Source organism: Paenibacillus sp. GM2FR (genome assembly GCF_002803325.1).
Taxonomy (GTDB): domain Bacteria; phylum Bacillota; class Bacilli; order Paenibacillales; family Paenibacillaceae; genus Paenibacillus_AQ; species Paenibacillus_AQ lautus.
The window spans coordinates 225,722-250,154 of sequence record NZ_MKZM01000010.1 but is presented as its reverse complement, the minus strand read 5'-3'; the positions used below and the strand labels follow the sequence as shown (position 1 = coordinate 250,154).

At 50.2% G+C, this 24,433-nt stretch carries 18 protein-coding genes; 2 read left to right on the top strand and 16 right to left on the bottom strand.

Annotated features, from left to right (window positions below; all coding sequences use genetic code 11):
• Positions 1-157 precede the first annotated feature (157 nt).
• The 5 genes from PAEVO_RS26225 to PAEVO_RS26205 form a co-directional block, all read right to left on the bottom strand.
• The gene (locus PAEVO_RS26225) at positions 158-1,525 is read right to left on the bottom strand and encodes a tetratricopeptide repeat protein (protein ID WP_100540445.1); all 1,368 of its coding nucleotides are present in this window, start codon (positions 1,523-1,525) and stop codon (positions 158-160) included.
• Positions 1,526-1,585: 60 nt separating this feature from the next.
• Entirely contained in the window at positions 1,586-3,127 is a 1,542-nt protein-coding gene (locus PAEVO_RS34520; RefSeq protein ID WP_100540444.1) for a xanthine permease, read from the bottom strand.
• A gap of 272 nt (positions 3,128-3,399) precedes the next feature.
• Positions 3,400-4,830 (bottom strand): YlbE family protein, encoded by a 1,431-nt coding sequence (locus PAEVO_RS26215; protein WP_100540443.1) that lies wholly within the window; start codon positions 4,828-4,830, stop codon positions 3,400-3,402.
• A 1-nt stretch (position 4,831) separates the two neighbouring features.
• Positions 4,832-6,376 carry an acyl-CoA synthetase FdrA gene (gene fdrA / locus PAEVO_RS26210; protein WP_100540442.1) on the bottom strand — a complete coding sequence of 515 codons (1,545 nt, stop codon included), beginning with the start codon at positions 6,374-6,376 and terminating at the stop codon, positions 4,832-4,834.
• A 3-nt stretch (positions 6,377-6,379) separates the two neighbouring features.
• Positions 6,380-7,219 carry an oxamate carbamoyltransferase subunit AllH family protein gene (locus tag PAEVO_RS26205; RefSeq protein WP_100540441.1) on the bottom strand — a complete coding sequence of 280 codons (840 nt, stop codon included), beginning with the start codon at positions 7,217-7,219 and terminating at the stop codon, positions 6,380-6,382.
• Between the two features lie 446 nt (positions 7,220-7,665).
• On the opposite strand from PAEVO_RS26205, the gene PAEVO_RS26200 reads away from it, so the two are divergent.
• Entirely contained in the window at positions 7,666-9,360 is a 1,695-nt protein-coding gene (locus PAEVO_RS26200; RefSeq protein WP_100540440.1) for a PucR family transcriptional regulator, read from the top strand.
• Between the two features lie 98 nt (positions 9,361-9,458).
• On the opposite strand, the gene PAEVO_RS26195 is transcribed toward PAEVO_RS26200, so the two are convergent.
• The 11 genes from PAEVO_RS26195 to PAEVO_RS26140 all read right to left on the bottom strand — a co-directional run bounded on the left by PAEVO_RS26195 (position 9,459) and on the right by PAEVO_RS26140 (position 22,646).
• Positions 9,459-9,956 (bottom strand): SitI3 family protein, encoded by a 498-nt coding sequence (locus tag PAEVO_RS26195; protein WP_100540439.1) that lies wholly within the window; start codon positions 9,954-9,956, stop codon positions 9,459-9,461.
• A gap of 14 nt (positions 9,957-9,970) precedes the next feature.
• Positions 9,971-11,128, bottom strand: a complete 1,158-nt coding sequence (locus tag PAEVO_RS34125; protein WP_207797536.1) for a WXG100 family type VII secretion target — start codon at positions 11,126-11,128, stop codon at positions 9,971-9,973.
• Between the two features lie 321 nt (positions 11,129-11,449).
• Positions 11,450-13,528: a bacterio-opsin activator gene (locus PAEVO_RS26180; protein ID WP_100540438.1), complete on the bottom strand. Its 2,079-nt coding sequence runs from the start codon at positions 13,526-13,528 to the stop codon at positions 11,450-11,452.
• A gap of 174 nt (positions 13,529-13,702) precedes the next feature.
• Complete coding sequence (locus tag PAEVO_RS26175; RefSeq protein WP_100540437.1) at positions 13,703-17,047, bottom strand: S-layer homology domain-containing protein; 3,345 nt, start codon at positions 17,045-17,047, stop codon at positions 13,703-13,705.
• A gap of 283 nt (positions 17,048-17,330) precedes the next feature.
• Complete coding sequence (locus PAEVO_RS26170; RefSeq protein WP_100540436.1) at positions 17,331-18,278, bottom strand: hypothetical protein; 948 nt, start codon at positions 18,276-18,278, stop codon at positions 17,331-17,333.
• Positions 18,279-18,444: 166 nt separating this feature from the next.
• Positions 18,445-18,960, bottom strand: a complete 516-nt coding sequence (locus PAEVO_RS26165; RefSeq protein ID WP_100540435.1) for a DUF4241 domain-containing protein — start codon at positions 18,958-18,960, stop codon at positions 18,445-18,447.
• 217 nt (positions 18,961-19,177) lie between these two features.
• Complete coding sequence (locus tag PAEVO_RS26160; RefSeq protein ID WP_243390943.1) at positions 19,178-19,930, bottom strand: superoxide dismutase family protein; 753 nt, start codon at positions 19,928-19,930, stop codon at positions 19,178-19,180.
• Positions 19,931-20,101: 171 nt separating this feature from the next.
• On the bottom strand, positions 20,102-20,542 hold the full coding sequence (locus tag PAEVO_RS26155) for a YhfM domain-containing protein (RefSeq protein WP_100540434.1): 441 nt from the start codon (positions 20,540-20,542) through the stop codon (positions 20,102-20,104).
• Positions 20,543-20,573: 31 nt separating this feature from the next.
• Positions 20,574-21,425, bottom strand: a complete 852-nt coding sequence (locus PAEVO_RS26150; protein ID WP_100540433.1) for a P-loop NTPase family protein — start codon at positions 21,423-21,425, stop codon at positions 20,574-20,576.
• Positions 21,426-21,660: 235 nt separating this feature from the next.
• A complete protein-coding gene (locus tag PAEVO_RS26145; RefSeq protein ID WP_100540432.1) occupies positions 21,661-22,152 on the bottom strand; it encodes a C40 family peptidase in 492 nt (163 codons plus the stop codon).
• Between the two features lie 47 nt (positions 22,153-22,199).
• Entirely contained in the window at positions 22,200-22,646 is a 447-nt protein-coding gene (locus PAEVO_RS26140) for a glycosyltransferase family protein (RefSeq protein WP_100540431.1), read from the bottom strand.
• A gap of 419 nt (positions 22,647-23,065) precedes the next feature.
• Between PAEVO_RS26140 and guaD the strand changes: the two genes are divergently transcribed.
• The gene (gene guaD, locus PAEVO_RS26135; protein WP_100540430.1) at positions 23,066-24,430 is read left to right on the top strand and encodes a guanine deaminase; all 1,365 of its coding nucleotides are present in this window, start codon (positions 23,066-23,068) and stop codon (positions 24,428-24,430) included.
• The last annotated feature ends 3 nt before the right edge of the window (positions 24,431-24,433 follow it).

The window sequence follows — 24,433 nt, the reverse complement described above, 5'->3', positions numbered from 1 at the left end:
CCTCCTGGTCGTTCAGCCGATTGCTCCAGCTGCGTGATCCTCTATGACGAGCCGTAAGGCACGGGGACATAACAAGCTATAGCGTTTAGTATCCAACTCATCCCTATCGTGCCCGAGGCTGTGGAAAATTCCGAAAAGAGGCATTGATTCTGCAGAATTATTTTCGTGCGGCAGCCGTTGCTTTTTCTTTCAATCCTTCGGCTCTGCCATGGTTCGGATGAACCGTAAGCACACGTTCTATAAGCGCCATGGCCTCCTCCGTCCGTTTAAGCTCCAGCAGGCTGCAAACCTTCTCACAGTAATAATCCGCATGATCCGGACCGTATTCGATTGCCTGGTCAATCTGCTCCATCGCCGCCTCATAGTTACCAAGCAAATTTAAGGATTGGCCCTTATGGTAATGATATAGCGCATTGGTGCGATCATGCGTGATTGCATGATCTATCGCATCGGCAGCCTCTTGGTGTTTACCGAGCGATCTCAGGCTGTTCGCCTTGTGAAAAGAGAAATCATAACGCCAAGGCTGCTGGGCTAACAGCAGATCCATCACGATGACGGCTTCCTCGTGCCTGCCCAATTCTCTTAAATAATTGGATTTATGATAGCGGTAGAACGTTTCCTCCGGCTTCCGCTCAATCGCTTTATCATATTCGGCAATGGCTTCTTCAGGACGCTTCATCATCCGATAAGCATTGGCGGTATAGAAATAGAAGTCGAGATCGCCGGGATCAAGCGACAGCGCTTGATGATAAGCTGCCAGAGCCTCGTCATAACGTCCTAATGCTCCGGAAAAATAACCTTTGTAGTAGTAGAGGTCGGCAGGATTCCCCTCTTCCCCCAGCGCGTTGTCTATGATCGAGATGGCTTCCTCATATTTCTCTTCCCTAGCCAGCTCTTTCGCTCTTTGGATGCTGCCTGGGAAACTTACGCCTTGTTTGTTGAGAATCTTGATTACCTTATGCTGCTTCATCTCTACGGCATGCTGGAGGGAAGACTTTCCGTCACGATCCTTCAAATGCACGTCGGCCCCTGCTTCAACCAAAAGCTGAATGATATCAGAGTACAGCCGCCCCCCGTTCCCGAGAATAACCGCCTCCAGCAGCGCAGACCATCCCAGGTTATTCACATGATTAACGGCAACGCCTGCTTCCAGGCAAATCTGAACGGTTCTTAAATATCCCTTTTCGCTTGAAGGCAGCAGCGTTGTTCCCCCAAACCGGTTCACGCTTGTGATATCCGCTCCTCCGTGAATAGTCAGCCGCAGGATTTCATGAAAACCGTTAGCTCCTGCACAGAGGTATGGGGTTAACATGGTGATGTCTCTTGCATTCACGTCACTGCCGGCTTCGATTAGCTTTTTGGCGAGGGAAACATGGTTTTTCTGTGTTGCAGCCATTAGAGCCGTCCGGCCCTGGCTGTCCTTGTGATGAACATCGGCACCACGCTCCAATAACTGCTCTACCGCAGCCAAGTCTCCCCGGTCGCATGCCAGAATGAGTTCGTCATTCATCGCTTCCGCATTCATCGAGTGACCTCCTCATTTTATGTTTGCAATCCTTATTTTGCGGACCTGCATATTCCGCTATTATTCTGACTGCAGTTGGTTTGCCGGATCGCGTAGATCGGAAAAATGCTTATAAACAAACAGTGCCGCAACCATCAGGTATGCGTATACGAACGGCATCAGTGTTTCTTGGGCAAATCCCACCGTAGGCGCATGGATAATGCCGAACAGGGATAGAACGGCTGCGATGACCGCGAACACGGCAGCCCGCAGCGGCTTATTCAGGATGGCGAAGATGGCAATTGAGCCCCAGATTAAACTGCTGAGCGGTGCGCCGTTCCCCAGATGATTCAGACCGTTATAATAAACGCCTTTGCTTAACAACAAATCGATGCCAACCTTGGAAGCCGTCGTCTCAGCAGCGTTAAAGATGTTATTGGCAAGCGTTAAAGCCCAGTTGGCGATCCAAGGGAATAAAGTGATGAAGATAACGGGCACTTCATTCTTAGGCGTCTCGCGGACAACCTGATTGGCCGTGACCACGCCGACATAGACCAGGATCGGTACAATCGCGACAACCGGAATGATGGACAGGAGCAGCGCTCCAATTCCAAAGAGCGAGATGATTAACATGGCAAAGCCGGATGCAATCGTATACCCAAGGCCTGCGCCGATGGATTTCCAGCCGGCGTGCCCGATGTACACGGTAACCGGGAACGGGTTGCCTGTGAATGCGCCGATACTGGAAGCCACACCGTTCGTCAGCATGACGTTCCGGGTATTGTAGGGATCTCCGGCCGCATGCGCGCTCTCGATATTTTCCAAGTCAAAAATATAGTTGGCGAGACCCAGAGGAATAGCCGATGCCAGATACGGCAGCGCATGAGGGATTCCTTGGAACAGGCTTGTAATGTGAACTTCAGGCGGATTAAAGCCCAGTGTAGACAACGCCGTCGTAATCGCTTCCGGATTTTGCAATCCGAATACCCAAGCCAGGACGGTACCGGCAATTAGGAGCAGAAAACCGGTCGGGATTTTTTTGAATATTGGAGATTTACCAAACCAGTTGATAAAGATGATAACCAGTACGATAAAAGCGACAATCGGTGTTTCGAATGATTGCAGCATCGGGTTCATGGCAAGCAGCAGCAATCCAAGGCCGGACAAACAGGACAAGAGAACGGTTCTTGGAATTACTTTTCGGAGCAAATCGCCCAAGAAGGAACCCACAACCAGGATCATGGCTTCGAAGAAGCACCATACCAGACCGATCTGCAGCGCAAACGTTGCATCATTGGTCTGTCGGAATACCGGAATCAGCACCAGAAAAGTAACGGTAAATATCGATGGGGCGCTCGGACCTGACGGCAGTGCGGTTATGTCACTGCGGCCCGTTTTCTTTGCCAGCCTATATCCAAACCAACCGTAAGCCATGCTTGCGATAAAGATAGCGAATCCGAAGGCAGGGACTACTCTTCCGTAGACCATATCTTCCGGAAAACCTACAACAAAAATCAAAAGTGAAATCATGGTCAGCAGATTGGTTAGATTATTGGCAAGCAAGCCGAAGAACGCAGCCCAATCTCCTTTTTTCCATAACATTTTCATGAGTACCTGATCCATATAAATGCCTCCTTAGATCATTACACTTATAGTGCGTGTTCAAAAAGGTCGGTTTTCAGCACCGAGAAGATTGGATAAAGCTAGGGACTGAGGAGCGGAGCGTACGTTTTGGGTACGTGAGCACCGGAAGGACCGGCTGAATTCAAGATTCGATGCCGAACCAGCTTCCCGATTTGCCTCGTGATCAAAAGCGGACTTTTTGAACAACCTCTTATAGAACTAGCACTTCAGGTACCCTTCAGGCATTAACGCAAGCCTGAAGGGCCACCATTCTATGACTGCGTGCGCTGGCTAAGAGCTAGTAACGCCTGTTCAAAACAATCCACCGGAGGATGCGTGATACCCGCTCCAATCATTCCGATTCCCGGGTCTTTATGCGCGATGGCCGTATTGATGACAGGCAAGATGCCGGTTTGGACCACTTTGCGAATATCAATGCCCGTTGGAATGCCGCTAAAGTTCAATAAAGGAATCGTGACGTTCGGATTTTCCGTGGTCGTAATCTCCTTCATCTTGACTGAATAATTCATGGCTTCATCCACGGTTCCGCCGACAAGCGCCACAATCGCCGGAGCGGTTGCCATCGCAAATCCGCCGATACCGTAGGTTTCCGTGATCGCGCTGTCGCCAATATCAAGGCCTGAATCCTCCGGCTTATAACCTGCGAACATGGGACCAACCACCTTTTGCGCGGGTCCGGTGAACCAGGTATTGCCTGGCATGCCGCTGACGCGAATGCCGAATTCGACGCCATTGCGGGCCATGGTGGTCACAATGGTGCTGTATTCAATCCCGTGCGCCGCATCCAGTGCGCATTTACAGAGCGCCATCCAGGTCGGGCCGGAGAAGTAATCGCTGCTTGCCACAAAATCAAAGACCTCAATTTGCTGCTCGGTAGGGAAGTCCGTCCGCAGAATCAACGGCGTTAACGCTTGGATTAACAGCGTCGTGCCGGCATTGTTGCGGTTATGGCATTCATCTCCCATATGAAGCGCCTGCGACAGCATGAGACGAAGGTCGATGCCATTCTCGGAGAACTTCATGGCATCCCGGAGCATCGGGCCCAGCACGTCTCGCATCCAGTTCAGACGGGCGATGACCGTTTCGTCATTGGCGCCCATCCGCAGGATTTTGGACAGCTGCTCGCTCAAATTTGTGTACGCGATATTGCCGTATGTCCGGTTCTCCACGATGTGCATGAACATGGAGGCTGAGGTTACCCCCGCCATCGAGCCTACGCAGTTATGCTCATGGCATGGCGAGAACGTGATTTCACCCGATGCCGCAAGTTCCGCCGCTTCATCCAGATTGCGGGCCAAGCCTTCGAAAACCAGTGCGCCCGTCACCGCGCCCTTCATCGGACCGCTCATTCGCTCCCACGTAATAGGCGGACCTGCGTGCAGGATCGTCTTTTTGGTCATGCCCGGCACGACATGAATCGCCTGATCGAAACCGATCAATACCGGCTGGGAGTTGATGATCCGTTCCACGGCCAGCTTGTTCGCCGCTTCGATTTTCTCCTGAACGTCCGGCTGATCCAGCTTGTCAAGCAGTGCGATCACTTCTGGCTTGCCGCCGCCCGGCGGTTTCCACTCCAGGTGGGAGACCTTCCCTTTTTGTTTCAAAATATCGTCTTTAAACATTTCCAGACCCACATTGATTACATGAAGCTCGCTGTTAAACAGCTCGTTGATTCTGCTCATGTCATACTCCTTTCTCGACGAAGCCTCTGGCAAGAAGCCCTGTATTCGTACTGCTGCTGGCATAAGTAACTCCCGCAGATACCAGTTTATTTAACTGGTCTTCTACAGACGGCGTATCGAGATCCGTTCCCAGTACATAGCCGATAATCTCCAGATGCCTTCCTTCTTGTTCGGCCGCCTGCTTGGCTTCCAGAATCGCCGGGAGCATGACCCCGACCGGATCCTCGTGCGCTCCATATCCAAGAACGAAATCCATTACGATAACGCCAACCGACGGATCTTTAGCTTCCTGCTTGAATCTGGCAATCCGGGAAGAAGGATCGATCATCGGGTGAGGCTTGCCGTTGGTGAACTCGTCATCTCCAAAATCGATAAACGTGTGGCCCTGGCTCACATGGATATCCTGCAGGCGATACTTCGGATCCTTCGGAATGTTGCTGTACACATCCTCGTATTGCTCCATCGCCAGGTACATGGCTTCGTCGCACAGCGTTCCGCCGCAGAACAATCCACGGATGTATTTTTGCTCCGGCGTCAGCTTGGCCTTGATCTCCTCGATGAGAGGCAGGTTCAGCGGATGCTTATCGATGGTACTCTCGTCTACGCCTGACAGGATAACGGCTTTCAACGCCGCTTCTTTCGTTGTTTTGGCAAAATGTCCGCCGGCGTTCACGACCGCTTCTTCCGTTCCGCCGATAAAACACACCACGACAGGCTTGCTCATGTTCTTGATCTCGGCAAGCACCTTCTCCTCCACGCTCTTGGCCGGCGGCTTCGAGATCAGGACTATGACCTTGGTTGCTTCGTCTTGGTTAAGCGCCCTCATGCCGTCCAGCATCATCATCCCGCCAACCCGTTCGCTTAAATCGCGTCCACCCGTGCCGATCAGCTGGGAGATTCCGCCGCCAAAATCATGAACCTGAACGCTGACCTCCTGGCTTCCCGTGCCGGATGCGCCAACGATCCCGATGCTTCCTGGTCGCACTTGATTCGCAAAGCACAGTCCCACGCCTCCGATGATGGCCGTGCCGCAGTCCGGTCCCATCATGAGCAAACCACGCTCATGCGCCATATTCTTGAGCTCGATCTCCTCTTCCACGCTGACATTATCGCTGAACAGCATGACGTGGAGATCATTCTCCAGTGCCGTTCTGGCTTCTCTGGCTGCGAACAGTCCGTTTACAGAAATGACGGCCAGCTTGGCTGAAGGAAGATTTCTCGCGGCTGAGTCGATCGTCGGGAACGTGAGTTCACTGTTTCCTGCCTCGCTTCCCTTGCTGTTAAACAGGGCTTCGATGCCTTCGTAAGCGCTTTCCACGAATTCCTCAGAGACCGCTTTAATGACGATCATCAGATCGCTTCCCTTGGCTTCCTCCAGCTCTGGGGTCATGAGACCGACATTGGCCAGTACTTCCTTGTTCATCTGCGTTCCCATTGCGATAAAGGCCTGATCCACGCCTTCCAATTGATTCGCTTTGGTTGACAGTGACATCAATGAAACGGAATCAAAGTACGTATTCTTTTTAATCACAACTTTAGTCGACATGCTTTACCTCCCATTTCTTTCTATGCTAAGCTTCAAGCCATTCACGAGCCCGAGCGCGATATCCGTTCCTGATGTAGAACCGATATCAAGTACCCTGGATAAGCCAGATATAACTTCAGTCTTACTGCCATGGATCATATGGTGCATGAACCCTCCAATGGATTCCCTTGCCTGGCCGCTTGCGGCTTTCTTTAAAGCCATATAGCTAATCGGATTGCTCCTATCAGCCGCTGCTGCCACAACTTGCTCGCACACATGGCGGATCTGGAACAGCGGACCATCCGTTAGATTCATAACGGTAAACAATCCGACCAAGAAATCGTCGCCCGACGGAGTCAGACCCGGACCCAAGCCTATTAGTTGAATTGCATAATGGGTGGCAAAACTGACCTCGCCTTTGGATAGCGCTTCAAGAAGTCCCGTCGAGCGCTCCCTCAGCAACCTCTCCATTTCCTGATCAATAGAGTTTACGGTCTCAGCCGATCGCTTCATCCCGCCGGCCTTGCCGTGAATCTCAATAAATGAAGCCGCTGCAGCTGCATTGCTCCTTAGGACTCCCTCGTCATCCGCATATGACGGAAGCTTGCTCCTCCATACGCGGACGTCCCTCAGCGTAAGGACCAACGCCTTCCCGACGTATAGTCGATCGTGCTCCGCATAGACCCGGTCTCCAACGACCAGCCCCCGATCGGAAAAGCTGCCCATGTCCGTGATCAGCGTATTCGGAGCATTGTCCATCTGACGATTGGCAATCGTGTATAATTCATCGTTCGTCCGGCATTGCAGGTTCACCGTTCGGTCAAAAATACTGTGTACGTACCCATCCCATTTCAAGCTGCTCATGTCTTGAAGAAACTCCGCGTCGCACGAGATGGCGGCGCTTACAATAGTAACGGACTCCGTCTTCGCTATCTTCCCGTAACTTCCCGTTTTATCGCCTCCTTCACTAACGAATGGGCAGGTAACGCCCTGCGTCAGGCTATCCCTTTGAATGCTTCATTCACCTTGAAACCGCCATGCATTCGGTTGTAGATAAAGGAATTTAAATGCTATACTGAATTCAAATTCAGCCGGTATATAAACGTAGAACATGTAACAGGTGAATAGCTTTCCACGGCCAAAAGGATATTTTGTGAATTATATCACAGTTAAAGTTACAAACCGCTCCTGACACCCTTATTGTAATCCAGGGAGATGCTCCGGTCATTGTACAGCGAAACTAAAAACATGCCGTATTCGCTGTGCACATTGCACAATGAAGATCGAAAAACAAAGGTGGGTGTTAAAGAATGCTAACCATCAGGGACATCCTTCAGATCCAAGCGATCGAGGGCATTAAGCTCGTTGCAGGCACAGCAGGAATCGATCACCAAATATCCATTGTGAACATTATTGAAAATCCGGATGTATTCGATTGGCTGGCTTCGAATGAGCTGCTCTTATCCACCGGATATATTTTTAAAGATAGCCAGGAGCTGCAGAATCGGGTCATTCATGAATTGGCCGCGAACAATTGCGCGGGACTGTGCATCAAAATGAAACGCTATTTTGACCGAATTCCGCAAAACATGATCGATCTGGCGAACAAGTATGGGCTTCCACTGCTGGAGCTCCCTTTTGAATACACGCTGTCCAAGGTGATCGCGATCATTAATGAGAAGACCAATGCCGATTATGACGCTCTGAATCGCAGATCGCTCGATCTGCATAATGCGCTGTTCAAAATCCCGCTGGAAGGGGGCGGCATCGAACAAATTTCAGCGGAGCTAGCCGACATCGTCCATAATCCGATCCTGATTCTTGATCGGGATTGGAATTTGCTCTGCTATACAGATCATCCGGATAATAAGACGCCGCTGCATGAGTTCTTGTCCCTCCAGAAGAACAGGCCCATCTTTCCGTCCGGGTTTACCGAGGCGATCCCGACATACGTAAGCGAAATCAAGAAATCGATCCAGCGCGACTACAATCACAAGCATCAAACCTTTAAATGCCGCATCATGCCGATCTCGGTGTCCAGCCATGTGTACGGATACATCGTCATCTTCCAAACTGTTCGCAAGCTGACCGAAGTCGATAATTTGGCGTTAGAGCACGGCTCTACCATTCTGGCCCTCGATCGCATGAAGGCGAAAGAGCTGGAGGAAGTCAAGCTCAAAATCCGGCATGATTTCTTTGACGACCTGTTGTCCGGCAGCATCACCTCGACCGAGACGCTGCATTCGCAGTCGGATTTGCATGGGCTGAATATCAACTATACCTATTACTGCATGGTTGTCCATATCGAACCGACCTTGCTGGACAACTACAAGGACATCGTGTACCGAAAATACGAGCTGGAGCATATGGTAAAGAAGTGCGTCAATTTGATCCACGGCTTGTCCAGCAAAGCCAACGGGGAGCTTACCTGTTACTACCGAAGCCAGCAGATCATCATATTAGTCGGGAAGAACGAGCATAAACCTCCGGTTACGGTCCATGAAACAAAGGCCTTCGCGAATGAACTGGTCGAGCTATTGACCCGAGAAATGAAGAAAACACAGTTTCTAATCGGCATCGGCAGCCAGTATAAAACGTTCTCTTCCCTGCATCGAAGTTTCTTCGAAGCCCAGGAAGCCATGCGATTGATGCAGCGATTCAAAGACATTCGGATCATATCTCATTTTGAAGACTACGCCGTCTATCATTTTCTCGATTCCAATATCAAGCCTGCCGAGATGGAGGAGTTCTTCCACAACACACTTGGCGTCATCCATTACCATGACCAAACGTTCAACACCAGCTTCATCTCCACGCTGGAATACTATTTCATGCACAACCAGAACGTGACGGAAGCGGCCAAGGCGATGTTCATCCACCGCAACACCTTTATCTATCGCATCGACAAAATCAAAGAGCTGTTGAATTCCAACTTAAAAAACGCGGACGAGCTATTCCAGATTCAATTGGCGCTCAATCTCTATCGGCTGCTGAATAAAGGGTAGTCTACGACAAAAAGACGTGATAGGAAGGATCGCCCCGGGCGATCATTTCCAAGTCACGTCTTTTTGGTGATTGTAAGGCTGAGCGGAGGGCTTAGCTTTCATTCTTCTAATAAAATATGATTCCCATCGAAAATACTATATCTATGTCCCTTAAGAATTTCAGCAAAACACCCCGTATCCCAAACATGTGATGAATTTTCTAAATATACACTGCCTTTAGAAAAGAAGCAAAGTTCATTATCACCATTTGATAAAAATAAAGCATCTGCGCTATGGTTTTTCATCAAATTAAATACCAATGCTAACATAAACTCAAAAGATTTATTGCTGTGCAGGTTGTTTATGAATCGGAAACTTAATGCACTTTCGTACACAAACTCATTTTGCAAAAACTGAGTATCATAAGCGTTATATGGATATGCTCCAGATTCTGTTAAGTATAGTGTTAAACCTAGTGTTTCTTCAAAAGAACGAATTTCAATTCCTCTAGATAACTCTACTACGTCAATATTTTTATATCCCATGGACTCGAGTTCTTGAATTAAAAGAGATTCAGGCATCATTTTTCCGATTCTAAGTGAATACTCAATAGCCATTTAACCACTCCTTATTACGGTAAAAGATGAGTAACATTGCCTTTACCATCAACTGCAATTAATTCCCTCAAACCAGCAATTGGCCAATCTGATAGTTGCTTTTTTAACGCATTTATATCACCTGTCCAATCTGAAAGATTTAATACCACTCTATCCGTCTGACCTGCTTCCACTTTCCCTTGTATACTTGAACCTATATTTCTTGGCGAAGTGTTTGAATTTGGAGAATAACAGTCATAAATTTCTCCCTCAATCTTATAATCAGGATTTTTTGTTGTGTTAGGAAGATTCGGATTTTGCTCAACTTGATATCCATTTTTCGCTAATATTTCTGCAGCCTCGTTTTCGCGCTCCAAAGCTCGTATATTCCCTGGGTCAGGATCATTATAATTTATTTTTGTTTTAGTTCCTAAAGGACTCGCATCAGGATTTGGGAGACCACTAGGTTTTGTTATATCGTTCGAACCAACTATTTGCGGCCCTCCAACCTTCCCCCCATCCCCACCCGAATCATGCTTCAGGTGAGGGTGAGTCTTCACGCCAAAGCGGCGTCCGACCAAGCCGGCGATCGTCATGGCTGCTTGCTGTCCGGCAAAATTGAACGCACCGCCCGACGCCTCGACGTCTGCGGCGAATTTCTCCTGGGTATCGGCATCAAAGATCATTTTGCCTCCCCAAACCGCCGTGTCGACGACCTCTTCGACTGCCCCGATGGTCATGTTATAGGCCATATCCTTAGCGGTGTCAAGCGGATCTTCTACTAAGGAGGTCGCCGTATCCTTTACCGAATTGGCCACGGTCTTGGCACCGGTCTGCAGCCCCTGCCAGAAGTCTCCCGCATGGTCCCAGAACGTTTTGGGTTCATTAGCAGCGCTCGCTGCAGCTGCCGTGAGCATGAGATCTTCATGCATATCGGCTGAAATAAACCGAAAGGCAATGGTTTTCAACTCCTGGCCGATGATCCGCAGATGTTCAATCGTTTTATTCATTTCGCCGTGGGCGTGCTGAAAATCTTCAAAAAACCGCGAACGGGTCGTTCCTTCCCACGAAGACATCATATACGTAATCTGCTGGTCCAGCCGATTCTTGGTCGTTTCCAGCTCTTCCGCTGACCTGGCGGCTTCCTCCGATACCCGAATCAATACCTCGGGCGGAACCAGTATTCTAGGCATTTGCATCCTCTCCAATATTCCATTGGACCTTATTGTACCTATCTTCTAGGATATGGAAAAGGTTCCAGAGTCCTTCATATCAAAGGCATTAGAGTTTACAAGCTGGAGGATTGGGGCCTTTCATGTTCTAATATGGTTCAGAAGCCCCAATATGCTCTATTGTCTCTAGTATAGTGACAGCCTTGGTTGACATTAGGATGTATCTCTAATCAAACAGATCACAAGAAACGCACCTCCTACAGAGATGCGTTTTTCCGCTGGGAATCCTATGCAGGAGCCCGCATAAACGGGCTATTTGATCCTATATCTTATCTAATGTGCTCAGAACTCTGACCTCACCAAATCGCTTAGCACAAAAGCCAGATGTTTTTCTGCCAAACGCGTATGGCGGTAAAAGGTGGCTCTGCTCATATGGAAGGAGGCTGCGAGCTGGCTTTTGTTCCGGTCCTTGCGCAGATAACTTGCGATTAGAATTTCCTTCTCCAATAGCGTCAAAGGTTCCATCGAACGTGCGTCAGCCAGAATCCCTTGGATGATGTCCCTCACCTGCATCCCGTCCCAACCCAATCGCCGAACGATAGGGAGTACCTCCAGCTTGTCCGGGTCGAACAGCCGTTCCAGCATTTGCTTCATTACGCTTCTATCAATGGTCGGGGGAAACTCATCCTCCCGTTGATATGTCGGTTGACCTGCTGCTGTCTCTGTTTGCCGGATGATCCGTTGAATCCACTGATCAAAGGTTGTTTGCCTAAAATCAAGCTCCCATGTCGTCAATTCGATGCCCTTAGATCCCGTCGCTTTCCCGGACGCTTTGAATCCCAGAATCGACAATAAGGAATTCAACTGGGGATCCGCCGCCGCCAATATCCCCCGCAGGCCGCCAGTCATGTGAACCAGCCATTGCTGCATCAGCAAAGCCCCCAGCTCTTCGGGACGATACAAAGTCTGTTCGGAGTTTACCGCGGATAACAGCACGAATATCGTATCGGCTGCCTCCGGAGGAAGCCGATGCAGCGAAGGAACCCCTTCTCCCAGCATCCCCCTGCACCCAGGCGCATATCGTTCCAACAATGGCAAACTCAAGGCATGCAGCCATACGCCTGCGCAAAATGCCAGTGGCATGCCTTTTTCATCCCGCACGATAAAGATCCCTTCAGGAAAATGAGCTGCAATCTCCTCCAGCAAAACCGGACAATCGTCAGGTTCAACCAGTTCAGACTGCCAGTCGGAACCGAGAATAGACGCCTTCAAAAAACGCTGCAAATACGGCAGTTCCTCCTGCCTGAACGGTTTCTGTTCGCCGGGCTTCAGGCTTGACGAGAAATTGGCATACGCATGGGCCGAGGGAAGAAATTCGCGGTACAGCTCCAAGATGTGGGCACTCAGGCGTGTCTGCATCCGTTGATCGACCGAATGGAATCGTTCCGCCAGCAGGACGAACACCTGATGGCGAACCGCTTCGAATTGTTCGGGGTTTCTGCGAGCGAAATCATCCCGTAACATTCGAGCGACGACCTGGTGCAGTAATATCCCATCCACCGTATCCCGTACAAACGAAAGTGCCCTCAGATGATAATAGTCCGCCTCTTCCAAGGGTGCGTCCAACAACCGGTTCAGCAGCTTCTCGTCGGCTGCAGGCAGAAGCGACAAAACCGTCAGCGCACGGTACACGCCGGGAGATGCCGCTTCCCGCAAAAATTCGGCGCTCAATACAGCCGGAACCTCTCGCCATACATCCCAATGTTCCGCAGATTCGGATAGCAGCAGATCCACGGTCAAAGCAAGCGACAACGGATGGCCTTCCGTCTTCTCGGCAATAACCCTTTGCATTTCCACACCCAAGCCGCTGCCGCCTAAATAATCGTAGACCTCTTCTCGCGTAAACAGCCGCAAAGGGAACCTTTGGATTCGGGATTTCCATTCCGGATTCGTCTGCCACTTGAGCGGCAGTCCATTGCGCGAGGCACATACGATCAACACGCGGGCGGACTTTAACTCAGGGAGAAAGCTGGAGAACAGCCACCCTTCCAGCTGTGCGATCTCTTCACCATTGTCGATGAACAGCACGGTACGCTGCAGCTGAAGCTCGTTAACGATGTATGGCAGCAGCGCGTTTTCCGGAGCCCTGGTTCTGCCGTATTCGGTTGCCAGACTCATCTCCAGACTCGCAAGAAAAGCGCCCGACGTCGTTAAGCCCCCTTGCCCGTCCAGCCAAAGAGAACGCACCGAGGACTGCCTTGCCGTGCGGGCCATCTGAAGCAGCAGCGTTGTTTTGCCAATACCGCCAATCCCTGATATTGAAAAAATGGATGTCTGCGCCCGGGAATCCGCCAGCCAATCCGTGAAACTCTTCATTTCCCGATCCAAACCGATGATGCGATGTTTTGCAATCTTCTCCATTCGTTACATCCTCACTCCATCCGCTTCTCGCCCGTTGAATCTTATCACGAATAAACCTACTAATTTTTATACTATACTATTTTTTGAATCTACGAATAGGCTCCATAACAGAATAAACGCAAAAAAACGAGCACATTCTTGGCTGGAATGTGCTCGTTAACTATGCGGCTGCAATTAGTTGATGAAATTCAAGTAGAGCAGCATTCGGTTTAAGAGAACGGTGCTTTGGGCACGCGTGGCAAACGCCTGCGGAGCAAACGCAGCATTCCCGACGCCTTCGATCACGCCTGCGGCCAGCAGCTCGGCAGCCGGTCCCTTGGCCCACCCGGATACCTGGGCATGGTCCGCGAAGCGTTCCAATACGGAGGCATCCGGCGGTGGAAGCTCGCCGGCATATCGAACGGTCCTGCCCAGCATAACCGCCACCTGCTCTCTCGTGACCCTAGCGTCCGGTCGGAACGAACCGTCAGCGTAACCTTCAATCAAGCCGGCCGCGGATGCGGCGCCTATCGCACCGGCATACCAGGCTTCTTTTGACCCCACGTCCGAATAGGAAGAAAGCTGCGGCTTCTCGGCCAGTCCGAGTGCACGCACGAGCATCGCGACGAACTCGGCGCGGGTTACCGTACGGTTAGGATCAAACGTGCCGTCAGCCGATCCGTTCACGATCAGCTTGTTCGCCATGCGCTCGATGTCGCTTTGCGCCCAATGTCCTTGGATATCCTCGAAGGTTCGGTTGGAGCGAACCGCGGTGAACACACCGTTATATGCGCCATAAAAAGTCGCTGTCTCCCCTTCAAAAACGGAAGGGACGAAGCGCGGCTTCCCTGCGCCGTCTACCCATACGACGGTGGTACGGTCGGGTTCTGTCGCAGCGTTCATTGAGAATGCCCTCTTCAAATACGTGCCTTCCGCTTCAATTCTTACATCGCCGTCGCTGTATAACTCAAAGCTCGTCGGCTCCGCCAGCATGTCATAGCCTTGACGGGTCAATTCCTCATCCAGACCATGGCTTGCGGAATCCGTCATTCTCGCAATAACGACCGTTACCGTCACTCGGTTCGGGAGGTCACTTAGCACGTGCAGCGGAACGCGGTAGCTTGCCCCGTTCACCCCAAACCGAATGGCTGCATTCGGCTTCGCCGCAAGGAGAACCTGCAGTGCTTCAACAGGAAGATCGACCTTCACCACCGGATCCTCATTGTCGATGTCGATGACGATATCGTCCCCGCCAGCGACCCATGACCGAACCATCTCGGAGCCCGGTATCACTCTCAGAACGGTGCGTCCGTCGTGCTCCTGCTCTTTTTTGGTGGTTACCCGAACTTGTTTGCCGTTGATCGTTACGACCGTCCTTGGGTCCGGTGTAGGGATAGGGGGAGGAACAGGAGGAACCCAGCTATAGGATGGGGATTCCGGTTCTGAGGTATTGGCAGCTCTCAAATCGATGCGTCCTACGTCGACCGTCTCCCCAGCTAACACATTTACGGTTGTCGCGTAATCGTTATACGTTGCTGCCGTCACTGTGAGTGCATGGCGGCCTGCCGCTACGTTATTCAGCGCAAATCTCCCCTCGGCGTCGGTCATATCCTTCGTTCCGCCCACCGATACCGCCGCACCGGCCAGCGGTGTGTTCCCTGTACCGTAGACTGCGCCGATCACCGTCCCCGTGTCCACTGGAGCCGACTGGACCGTCACTGCTGCGGTGGCCGTGAACCCTCCGTCGGCGGTTGTCACCGTAACGACCGCCGAACCTTCCGCGATCGGCGTCACCTCACCGCTCTGATCCACATGAGCGACGGCTGGATCGCTGGAGTTCCAGGATACCGTCTGGTTCGTCGCATTCGCCGGCGCAAGTACGGCTGTCAGCTCCTGTGAAGCACCTCTTGCCGTAAGGGTCAATGCTGTCCGATCCAGCGTCACTCCGGTCACGCGGACTTGGTCTCGAATATGGATGGCTTCCACCTGTACGCTGCTCCATGCCTGAATGCGCTGCAGTGTATCAAACTCAAACACCTGAAGATATTGACCCGGGACTAGATCCAAAATGTCCGTGCCTAGCAAGTACGAGTTCGCTTCAGCAGGCAGCGCATCTCCCACTAGAGGACGCACACCGGCATCTGGTCCGATCAGATAAGCAAACGTATGCCCCGGATCGCCCGAAACAGCCATCACGCTTGTTGAGCCGATCGCGCTCCCCGGACCGATTGAGAAGCCGTCGATGTCCGGTGCTGGTTCATCCACGTACAGAGTCAATACCGCGCTAAAGGTGTTCTGACCCCCATCGGTTGCCGAGACCGTTACCGGGAACGTGCCGCTCACCGCAGCGCTGCCTTCGATCCTGCCAGAGGCAGTCATCGTTAGGCCATTGGGAAGCCCAGAGGCACTCCAAGTCAGCCCTCCCCTTGAACCATCGAAAGCGTCAATCGCGCTCGAATAAGGATCTTCCTTGACCGCCCGCGGCAGATCGGTTGTCAAGATGACGGGACGCAAAAAAGGATAACCTCCATTAACACCGGCATCGACGGCCCACGTATTCGCAAAATCCCAGCCGCCATAATTGGAGGCAGTCTTCATCTCGTTGGTGGTTAGGCCTGTGAGATGCGGCGCCCCCAATGTATCCCCGCTACCAACGCCGATGGCTTGAGCCGATGCAACGTTATCGTAATACGAAGCGTTGATCGATGCATACGTCATGATTCCGATAAAGCCGCCAACTGTGTAATAGGTGACGCTTCCGGATTGCATGACTGCAGTCGAAGAATAGCTATTATCGATCGTTCCGTATATCAATTGTCCGGCCAATCCGCCCCCAAAGAAATAGTGATCGCCCGCCGTGTTCGTGACCGTTCCGGTGGCATACGACTCAATGATGCTGCCTGCTCCCTGAGAACCGGCCAGCCCGCCGGCATACTGATTGGAGGCATTGCCGCTCTTAACGGCAGCGGATGAAGAGGAACGAAGAATGGTCGAATCGCCATAGGCCGTCCCGACCAACCCGCCTGCTACGCTCACGCCCCCAGTACCCGTATTACCGCTTGTAACCGTGCCCTGTGAATGCGAGTTGATGATGCTGCCGCCCATCAGATGTCCCACCAAACCGCCGGCATAGCTGCCGCCGTTGACTTGTGCGGAAATGCTTAGATTACGGATGGTCCCCGATACGCGGCCGAAGAAGCCGACATACTGTAGAGCTCCTCCATCGATGGTGAGACCTTCGATCCGATGTCCCCTTCCGTCGAAAATACCGCTGAAGACGGTCGCTTCATCGGCTATGGGCAACCAATCGTACCCGGTCATATCGATGTCGTCGGTCAATCGGATCTTCCGATCCAGGTAAGATGCTTGATTCCGATTGATATAAGCCAGTTCTTCTGCGGTCTTGACCCACACCCAACCGTCCGCTTCGGCCGGGACCGAGTCGTTTCCGGCCCGGACCACTGGCAGAGCGGAAGTCAAGGGAGCATGCACCATCGAAAAAATGAGCGTTACTGCCAGCATGATGGACATTTTTTTCATAAACAGGTTTCTCCTTTGCATCAGTACAATCATCGATGAGTCATAGAAACACGACGTGATCTGATAAAATTCAACAACTTCAATTAAGTGTAATATAACAAGGGATAAAGACTGTCTCAATTTTGTTTCAAGTTCAAGGAGGCATGTTATAACAGAAAAACCGAGCGAATACAGGGAGCGGCCCTGAGTTTTCGCTCGGCTAAGATATTGCTTGAGGTTCCATTGCTTTTACGATGATTCCGCAACATCCATCAAACAAATTTGTAGGCGGAGCCTTTAAAAGTTACACCGCTTTCACATAACGAAACCCCTGTGCAGCAAACGCCCCCGTAGTTGGAAGTACGATTTTTTTATTATCTTCGCTGAAAGAGCCTCCTTCTGCATCAATGCGAGAGTAATGTCTCATGATTACATATCCATGGTTGCAGTTTGGGCAGACACCTATATTAATGACGTAGGTTTCTTGAAGATCATGGGCTTCATTGTTTTTGAAAATATCATATCGATTGACGATGTCTATAAAAGCGTTGAAATTATCGGATTGGATTTCTTGAACAAGAACATCGTGGAGCTCAGTGACTCTCTCAAAGGTGAGCTCTCCCAGCTTGTGTTCTGTCACATACGCTCGTTTGCATGCCGTACAGTGCAGCGTGCCCTGCTGGGAGAACCAGCCTGGAAATGTGCTACCCAACAGGAATCCGACAAGGCTCAAACTCCAACTGAACCAGTTGGAACCTGAGGATGAATTCATTTCAATGACCTCGCCGCCACGGTGTATGAAGCTTGTTTCGCCAGTCTTCAGTTTAAAGGCAAGGTAATTGGGAAACGTGAGGACATTTTCCTGCTCATCGGTGTAGTTGCGGATAGGTTCCCCTTTAAACTGATGATTGATCGTATGGTCTTCAGTTACATACGTTGTTTGATATTCACCATATTGAATCAAGAAAAAGGTGATGAACGCCATGAGTAATGAAACCGCATAATGTTGCCTGGACGGCTTATAGCCTCTGCTTACGATTCGCCAAGTATAAACCGACGTTGAAATCATACCCAAGGCAATCGCACCCAAAGGAAGAACAAACAAGATGGAATACGAATATAACTCGAAGTCCGTCAGACTCAATATGCCGAGGGCAATGACTACCGACAATAACATTCCGAACAGACCGATTAGGTATGCAGGTAGAGCCTTCTTGGCGTGCTGCTCACTCTTGTTAATCCTAAAACTCATGGAATCACCTTCGATTTAAAGTGGATTCCCTATTTATTCGCTAACCTTCCTGTAACTCCTCTAAGAGCTGCTCCGCCTCCTCTGTTCATTCAGCAAAACAGCCACAAAAAGGTTACCTTCCATGGCTGTTTGCACTTGCTCTTATTCAGTTTCCTATAGCACTCGACTACTTCTTAATAAACACAATTTTTACGCCAACCACCTGATCCTGCTCATTCACAGCCTTATACACGCCGTATGCACCATCGCCCATACCGGTTCGAGATACAACGCCTCCATCCAGAACGCCCGCTTCTTCCCCGCTCTCGGTGATGTCGCAGCACGCGTAATACCATTCCGTATCCGTATCCGAGGTGTCCGATGTCGCATCCGCGTCAGGAATCCGGTACTTTTGAATATCAAAAATCCCAACCTGCCCGCTATCCACCCCAGCTACAAATGGACACTTGATCCACTCCAGGAATGCCCCCTGTTCAGCTGCCGAATGATGGTAAGCCGTTAGCTTAGCGTTGGCTTCGCCCCAGTCCGGGATCTCCACCTTCTCCACTTCCCCTACCCAGGTTCCATTCAATACGGCTTCCAACACACCCATGATAATAATGTTCGTATCCAATTCATAACAAGGATCCGCGACAACCAATTGCCCGGAATTCACTTCAAAATCGCCCAGTTGAATGATCAATGAAGATACCTCCAATAACTCCGTATGATGGTTTTATTTTAGCACGTATGATGCGGAGAGTTTAGAAGAACCGCTCCAATATAACCGAAACGAAGGAGCGGTTTGTAAACAGTAATGGACGATTAGTGAATTAATAAAAAACGCACCTCCCTAAAGAGATGCGTTTTTCACTGGCACTCATATGCTGCAAACCACATGTTACCTGGAGCTAGTCAGGTTACTCCGGGATATTTCCCCCGGCCACACGGTCGCCGGAATTGCCCGATGGATCGGTTACGCCGTCATCTTCGCCGGCATGTATGATCAGCGAACGTCCCAGCACCGAGTTCGGCTGGTTCTTTTCAAGAGTTCCATGCTGAATGATCATCTCCGCTTCCGCGTTACCGTCTGCGCCTACGACCAGGTTCGGCATGTCGCCGACATGGCTTCCTTGCGGATTCTCAAGGCCATGATGCTTGTCGGTTGGATTAAAGTGCCCTCCGGCAGATTTAAAATCTCCACCTTGGATCACATTCTCATGTACATGGAATCCGTGCTTGCCGGGAGTGAGGCCCGATGCGGTGATCTTTACCTTCACCCCGTCATTGATCTGTTCCAAGGTAGCGGAACCAACAGACTCGCCCGCCGCATTGTACAGCTTGACCACAGGAAGTCCCAAAGAGATCGTCCTGGAAGCTTGTTCCCAATACACCGGTTGGCCAACCAGATCAGAAACCATGCGTACAGGCACATAGGTCGTGCCGTTGTGAATAATGGAATCCGGGGCCGCCGTCCCTTGGTTCATAAATTGGCCGGCAGGTGTCGAATGGTCCTTGCCGTTGACGTAGTAGCTTATTTTAGACGTCGTGTGTTTAATCGCTTCTAAGGTTCCTTCGGGATTCGCAGCCGCCAGCGAAAATCCTGAAAACAGCATGGCTCCAGCAAGAAACGCTCCGGCCATATGTTTCAACTTGTAGTTCTTCTTGTTCACTTCATCGCCTCCTGATGATGGTATCCATTCATCTCCCAATACCCTGATTTTATACATCTCAACCGTCATATTATGGGATTTGGGGCTTTCGGCGTTAATCATTGATTCCCAAGACAGGTATAGGGATCGAATAACCTACTAAAAAGAGAAAGATTCACTCCGCTAACGGCGTTAGCGCCCCTCTTGCAAGATGAGTTCTCTCATCCGATCAGAATGTTTGGCCGAGGCCACATATACAGCTTCCTCCCCATCTTTGAAACCGTAGCTGAACACACTTTCCTCTCCCTCTTCCCCTAGCCACAGCTTGATGGCATGAATTGGAGATTGCTGGGCATAGATGACCATCACATCGTAATCCGGGGCCGTTCGTTTGGCAGCATCCGCCTGCTTGCGAGCAGTACGGATCGCTTCCTCAAATACCCTTACAGCCTTCGTATCCTTGAAAGACAGCAGTGTATCCCCGTTCATCTCGTCCCACGACTCAAATGCCGAAATCCGGATTTCGACGACCTCTTCGTCCAGAAGCTGCATCGTTTCCCAACCGGGGCCCTTATCGCAGCCTGTTAATAGAGCCGTCATATAGAGCAGCATGATCGTTAAAAAGTGCCTCATCAAATCGTCCTTCCTTATACTCAAAATCCTGTTAATGGATAACCCCATGCAGCTTCAGCTTGTCCATCAACATGGTGTTGTACGTCTCATGGTCATAATGGGAGTTGTTGATTCGCTCTTTATTCAGTCCGAGCCTGTCCAAGATCCTGTACTCCAGCTCGCGCCGAGCTTCCAATACTTGCAGAGTCCCTTCGACGCCGTCTAGACCGTGATGTTTGCCGTAGCCCTGTCCAGTGTAGTAATGGGCGAACCCTGAATACCAAGTCTCCGGGCGTTCCCGAATGGCCTTGCGGAAAGCGTATTCCAGGTCGTTCTGCTCAATGTAGAACAGTAGGGGATTTAGCGGAAGAATCGCTTTTTCCAGCCCCAGCACGTAGTCCGTCACTTGGTCTTCCGGCTCATCGTGCTTCACCATGCCGACGGTCACCGGGTTCTGAATGAAGCAGCACTCAAAAATCATGACAACAGGTTCATGCAACGCCTGCTCCGCAAATGCCTCCCACCGTTCGGTGATGAGTCTCCTATTGAGGTCCAGCGGAAGCTCGTAAATATCCTGCCTGGACAAGGAATGATATAGGTCATCCGGAAAAGAGGTACCGTATTCGTTCTTCAGCTTCTGGTAGGGCAGGAGATACCAGCTGCCTTTTTTGGCGGCCCGTTCGATCCATATTTCTTTAAAGGAGCCTGCGGCTTGCAGCAGCCGCCCGAATTCCTCTTCAGCCAAACACGCCGTTCCCTCATAATCTGCCGGATGGTCAACATCCCCTTCCATTACAAGTCGGGCTTCGATGTTTCGTTCGGTTAAAATATCATAAATCATACGGGATGTCGTCGATTTACCGAATCCCGGCAGACCCTCGACCATGATCAATTTTGTCTTCATTTCAAATCCCCTTCAAATCTCTAAAATGATTGCAGCTTCAGTTATTCTGTGGAGGCCAGCTGATATCCTCTTCTAGAAGGATCGACCTTCTAATCTTCGTGTAAAGGACGATCTAACAAAAGAAACTGGCGTCAATATGATTGACGTCAGTTCCTCGTTAAAAGTCGATTGGGGATTCCTTATAGAAGATCCGTCCGAGTGCTGCCTTGTTCCCTTAGACTAAGAGCCTGGTATTCTACTTTTTGGTTATCCCCATTTTATCCTCAACGCAATCTGGAATTCTCCTCGCGAAGAGGTAATAATCGATCCACCGCTTGCTTTTGGATTCATTAATAATCTCGGTTAATTTAGATACGGTTACTCCCTCTTCCTTGCATGAATGAAGCATTTTGTTATTCCCCAGGTAGATAGCAATATGAGCCACCCTCTTTGTCCCTTTTCTCCTGTAACGCCATCGATTCGTAAAAAACAACAAGTCTCCGCGTTGCAGCTCCTTTTTTTCTACCTTCTTACCAAGCAGACTTTGCTGGCGGGAGGTACGGGGGAGAGGTATGCAAAAATGACTATGCAGATATTGAACAAATGAACTACAGTCAAATTCATCAGTCTGAAAAGGTTTTGCTCCCAAACGATAAGGTGTTGAAAGATATTTATACCCTTTCTTTATGATCATTTCTCTTTTATTTTTGATGTGCAATTTTGACTTTGACTTGGCTTGTAATTTCACTGTATTTCACTCTCCCGAAGAGTTAAGCCGGGGATCATGGCTTCTTTTTAGTCGTCCGCTGTTATAATGCCTTTGCGCTTGAGGACTTGTATAATCTCCTGCGCTCTATGCTTATACATATGCTTTCTGACCGTTATCTGGCCTTGGTGTTGAATGGCTTTTCTTTCAGCAGGATGGTTCAAATAATAGTGAATGACTCTTTTCATCTCTTCTTTGTTCCCGGCAGTAACCAGGTCTTTTCCGGGTGTAAAATAACGCCTTACCGCAGGTGTATCACTCGTTAGCATAAATTTCCACCGAAAGCGCGAATGATCCGGCTCTTCGCGATATAGCTTCGGATAAGCATTCGCGATGAGAGCAATCTCCGAACGGTATTTGTGCTGTTTTTCTTGAATGGAGTTATTCGTTGGGAAAGCCCTCAGATCCACCTGGGATGGCTTTCTAAAAATAAGATGCGAACATTCCCTGTTCCCTTCGTCCATAGACTTATCCATAGATTATGCACTCATGTTCGGGAATGTCACTTATGGAACAAGTGATTCGTTTCAACGATACTGCAACAGAGACATCAAGTATTTAAATCGTACAAGAGTGGAGACGGGATATCTGTTGTGGAAACTGCTGCAACGAGACCTTAGTCCATAGAGGATCGTTGTAGGAGTGATTGCCAATCGCATGACCTTCGTTATGAATTCTTACACCAACCAGCATCTGAAATAGTTGCCCTTGAGCGCCTGAGATTCCATCCTGTGAATGATTTAATGAAGGCGGGAGTTATGTTGGAGACTGTTGAGTAAGGATGAATGATCGCTATATTCTCTCATATCTATTCGCCTTTAAACTATGGACATCTCTTTTTTAACGGACTATAATGACAAAAGCGCTCCAAAAAACGAACATTAAGGCGGTAAGTATGAGTAAATATATGTTATTATTTCAAGGGACTTCTTTTTCAAGCAAATCTCCCAAAGAAATTCAAGTATTGAGGGACTATCTTTACTGCGTCAATACGGGCGGCATAATTGAGCGAGTCGTAGCGCCGGAAGACGCCGACTACCAATCCCTGCTGGATACATATCAAGGCACCGACAGCTTTCATCGTTTAGAGGAAGGACAGTATTTCTTGCCCGGTTTTGTCGACTTGCATGTTCATGCGCCGCAATGGGCTCAATCCGGAACCGCATTGGACATTCCGCTCTATGATTGGTTGAACACCTATACCTTCCCGCTGGAATCGAAATTTTCCGATCTGGAGTTTGCGCAAAAGGTTTACGACGATGTGGTAAGCACCCTGCTGGCCAATGGAACAACGACGGCCCTTTATTTTGCCACGGTGCATAAAGAAGCCAGCTTGTTGTTAGCCCAAATCTGTGCAAGCAAAGGCCAGCGCGGACTTGTCGGAAAGGTCGTCATGGACGATCCCGAGCAGAATCCGGATTACTACCGCGATGCGAACACATCCACAGCGCTGGCGGATACAGAGGAATTTATTATCGCTGTACAGGAACTGGCCAAGACCACAAAACAAGGCGTGTATCCCGTCGTCACCCCACGCTTCATTCCAAGCTGTACCGACGAAGGGTTGAAGGGTTTAGGCGAGCTGGCAGCTAAATACGATACATATGTGCAATCCCACTGCAGCGAAAGCGATTGGGCGCATGGTTATGTGAAAGATCGATTCCAGAAAAATGATGCGTTTGCCTTGCATGATTTTGGCCTGCTGCGTGATAAATCGGTGATGGCTCATTGTAATTTCCTTGATGACCAGGATGCCGAATTATTCGCTGACACCGGCACCGCGATCGCGCATTGCCCGATATCCAACGCATATTTCGCCAACAGCGTCATCCCGGTCGCTCGCTTCCATGCCAAAAATGTGGAGATCGGTTTAGGCTCGGATCTATCCGGCGGCTTCTCGCCCAGTCTCTTCGATAACATAAGACAAGCCGTGATGTCTTCGCGGATGCTGGAAGATGGCGTGAATACCTCCCTTCCTGCGGAAGCTCGCGGCGTACCCGAGTCGCGGATTACGGTCCATGAGGCATTCTATCTGGCTACGGCCGGAGGCGGTGAAAGTCTGAGCCTGCCGATCGGCCGCATTCAAGAAAACTACGCGTGGGATGTACAGGTGATCGATACGAGACTTCCATCCGCGAAGCTGCCGATTTTTGATGTGAATGAAGACGTACAAGATATTTTTCAGAAGATCATGTATCTGGCACGTCCTGAGCATATCCGCGAGGTGTGGGTACAAGGGGAAAAGGTTCATACGCGTTAAGAA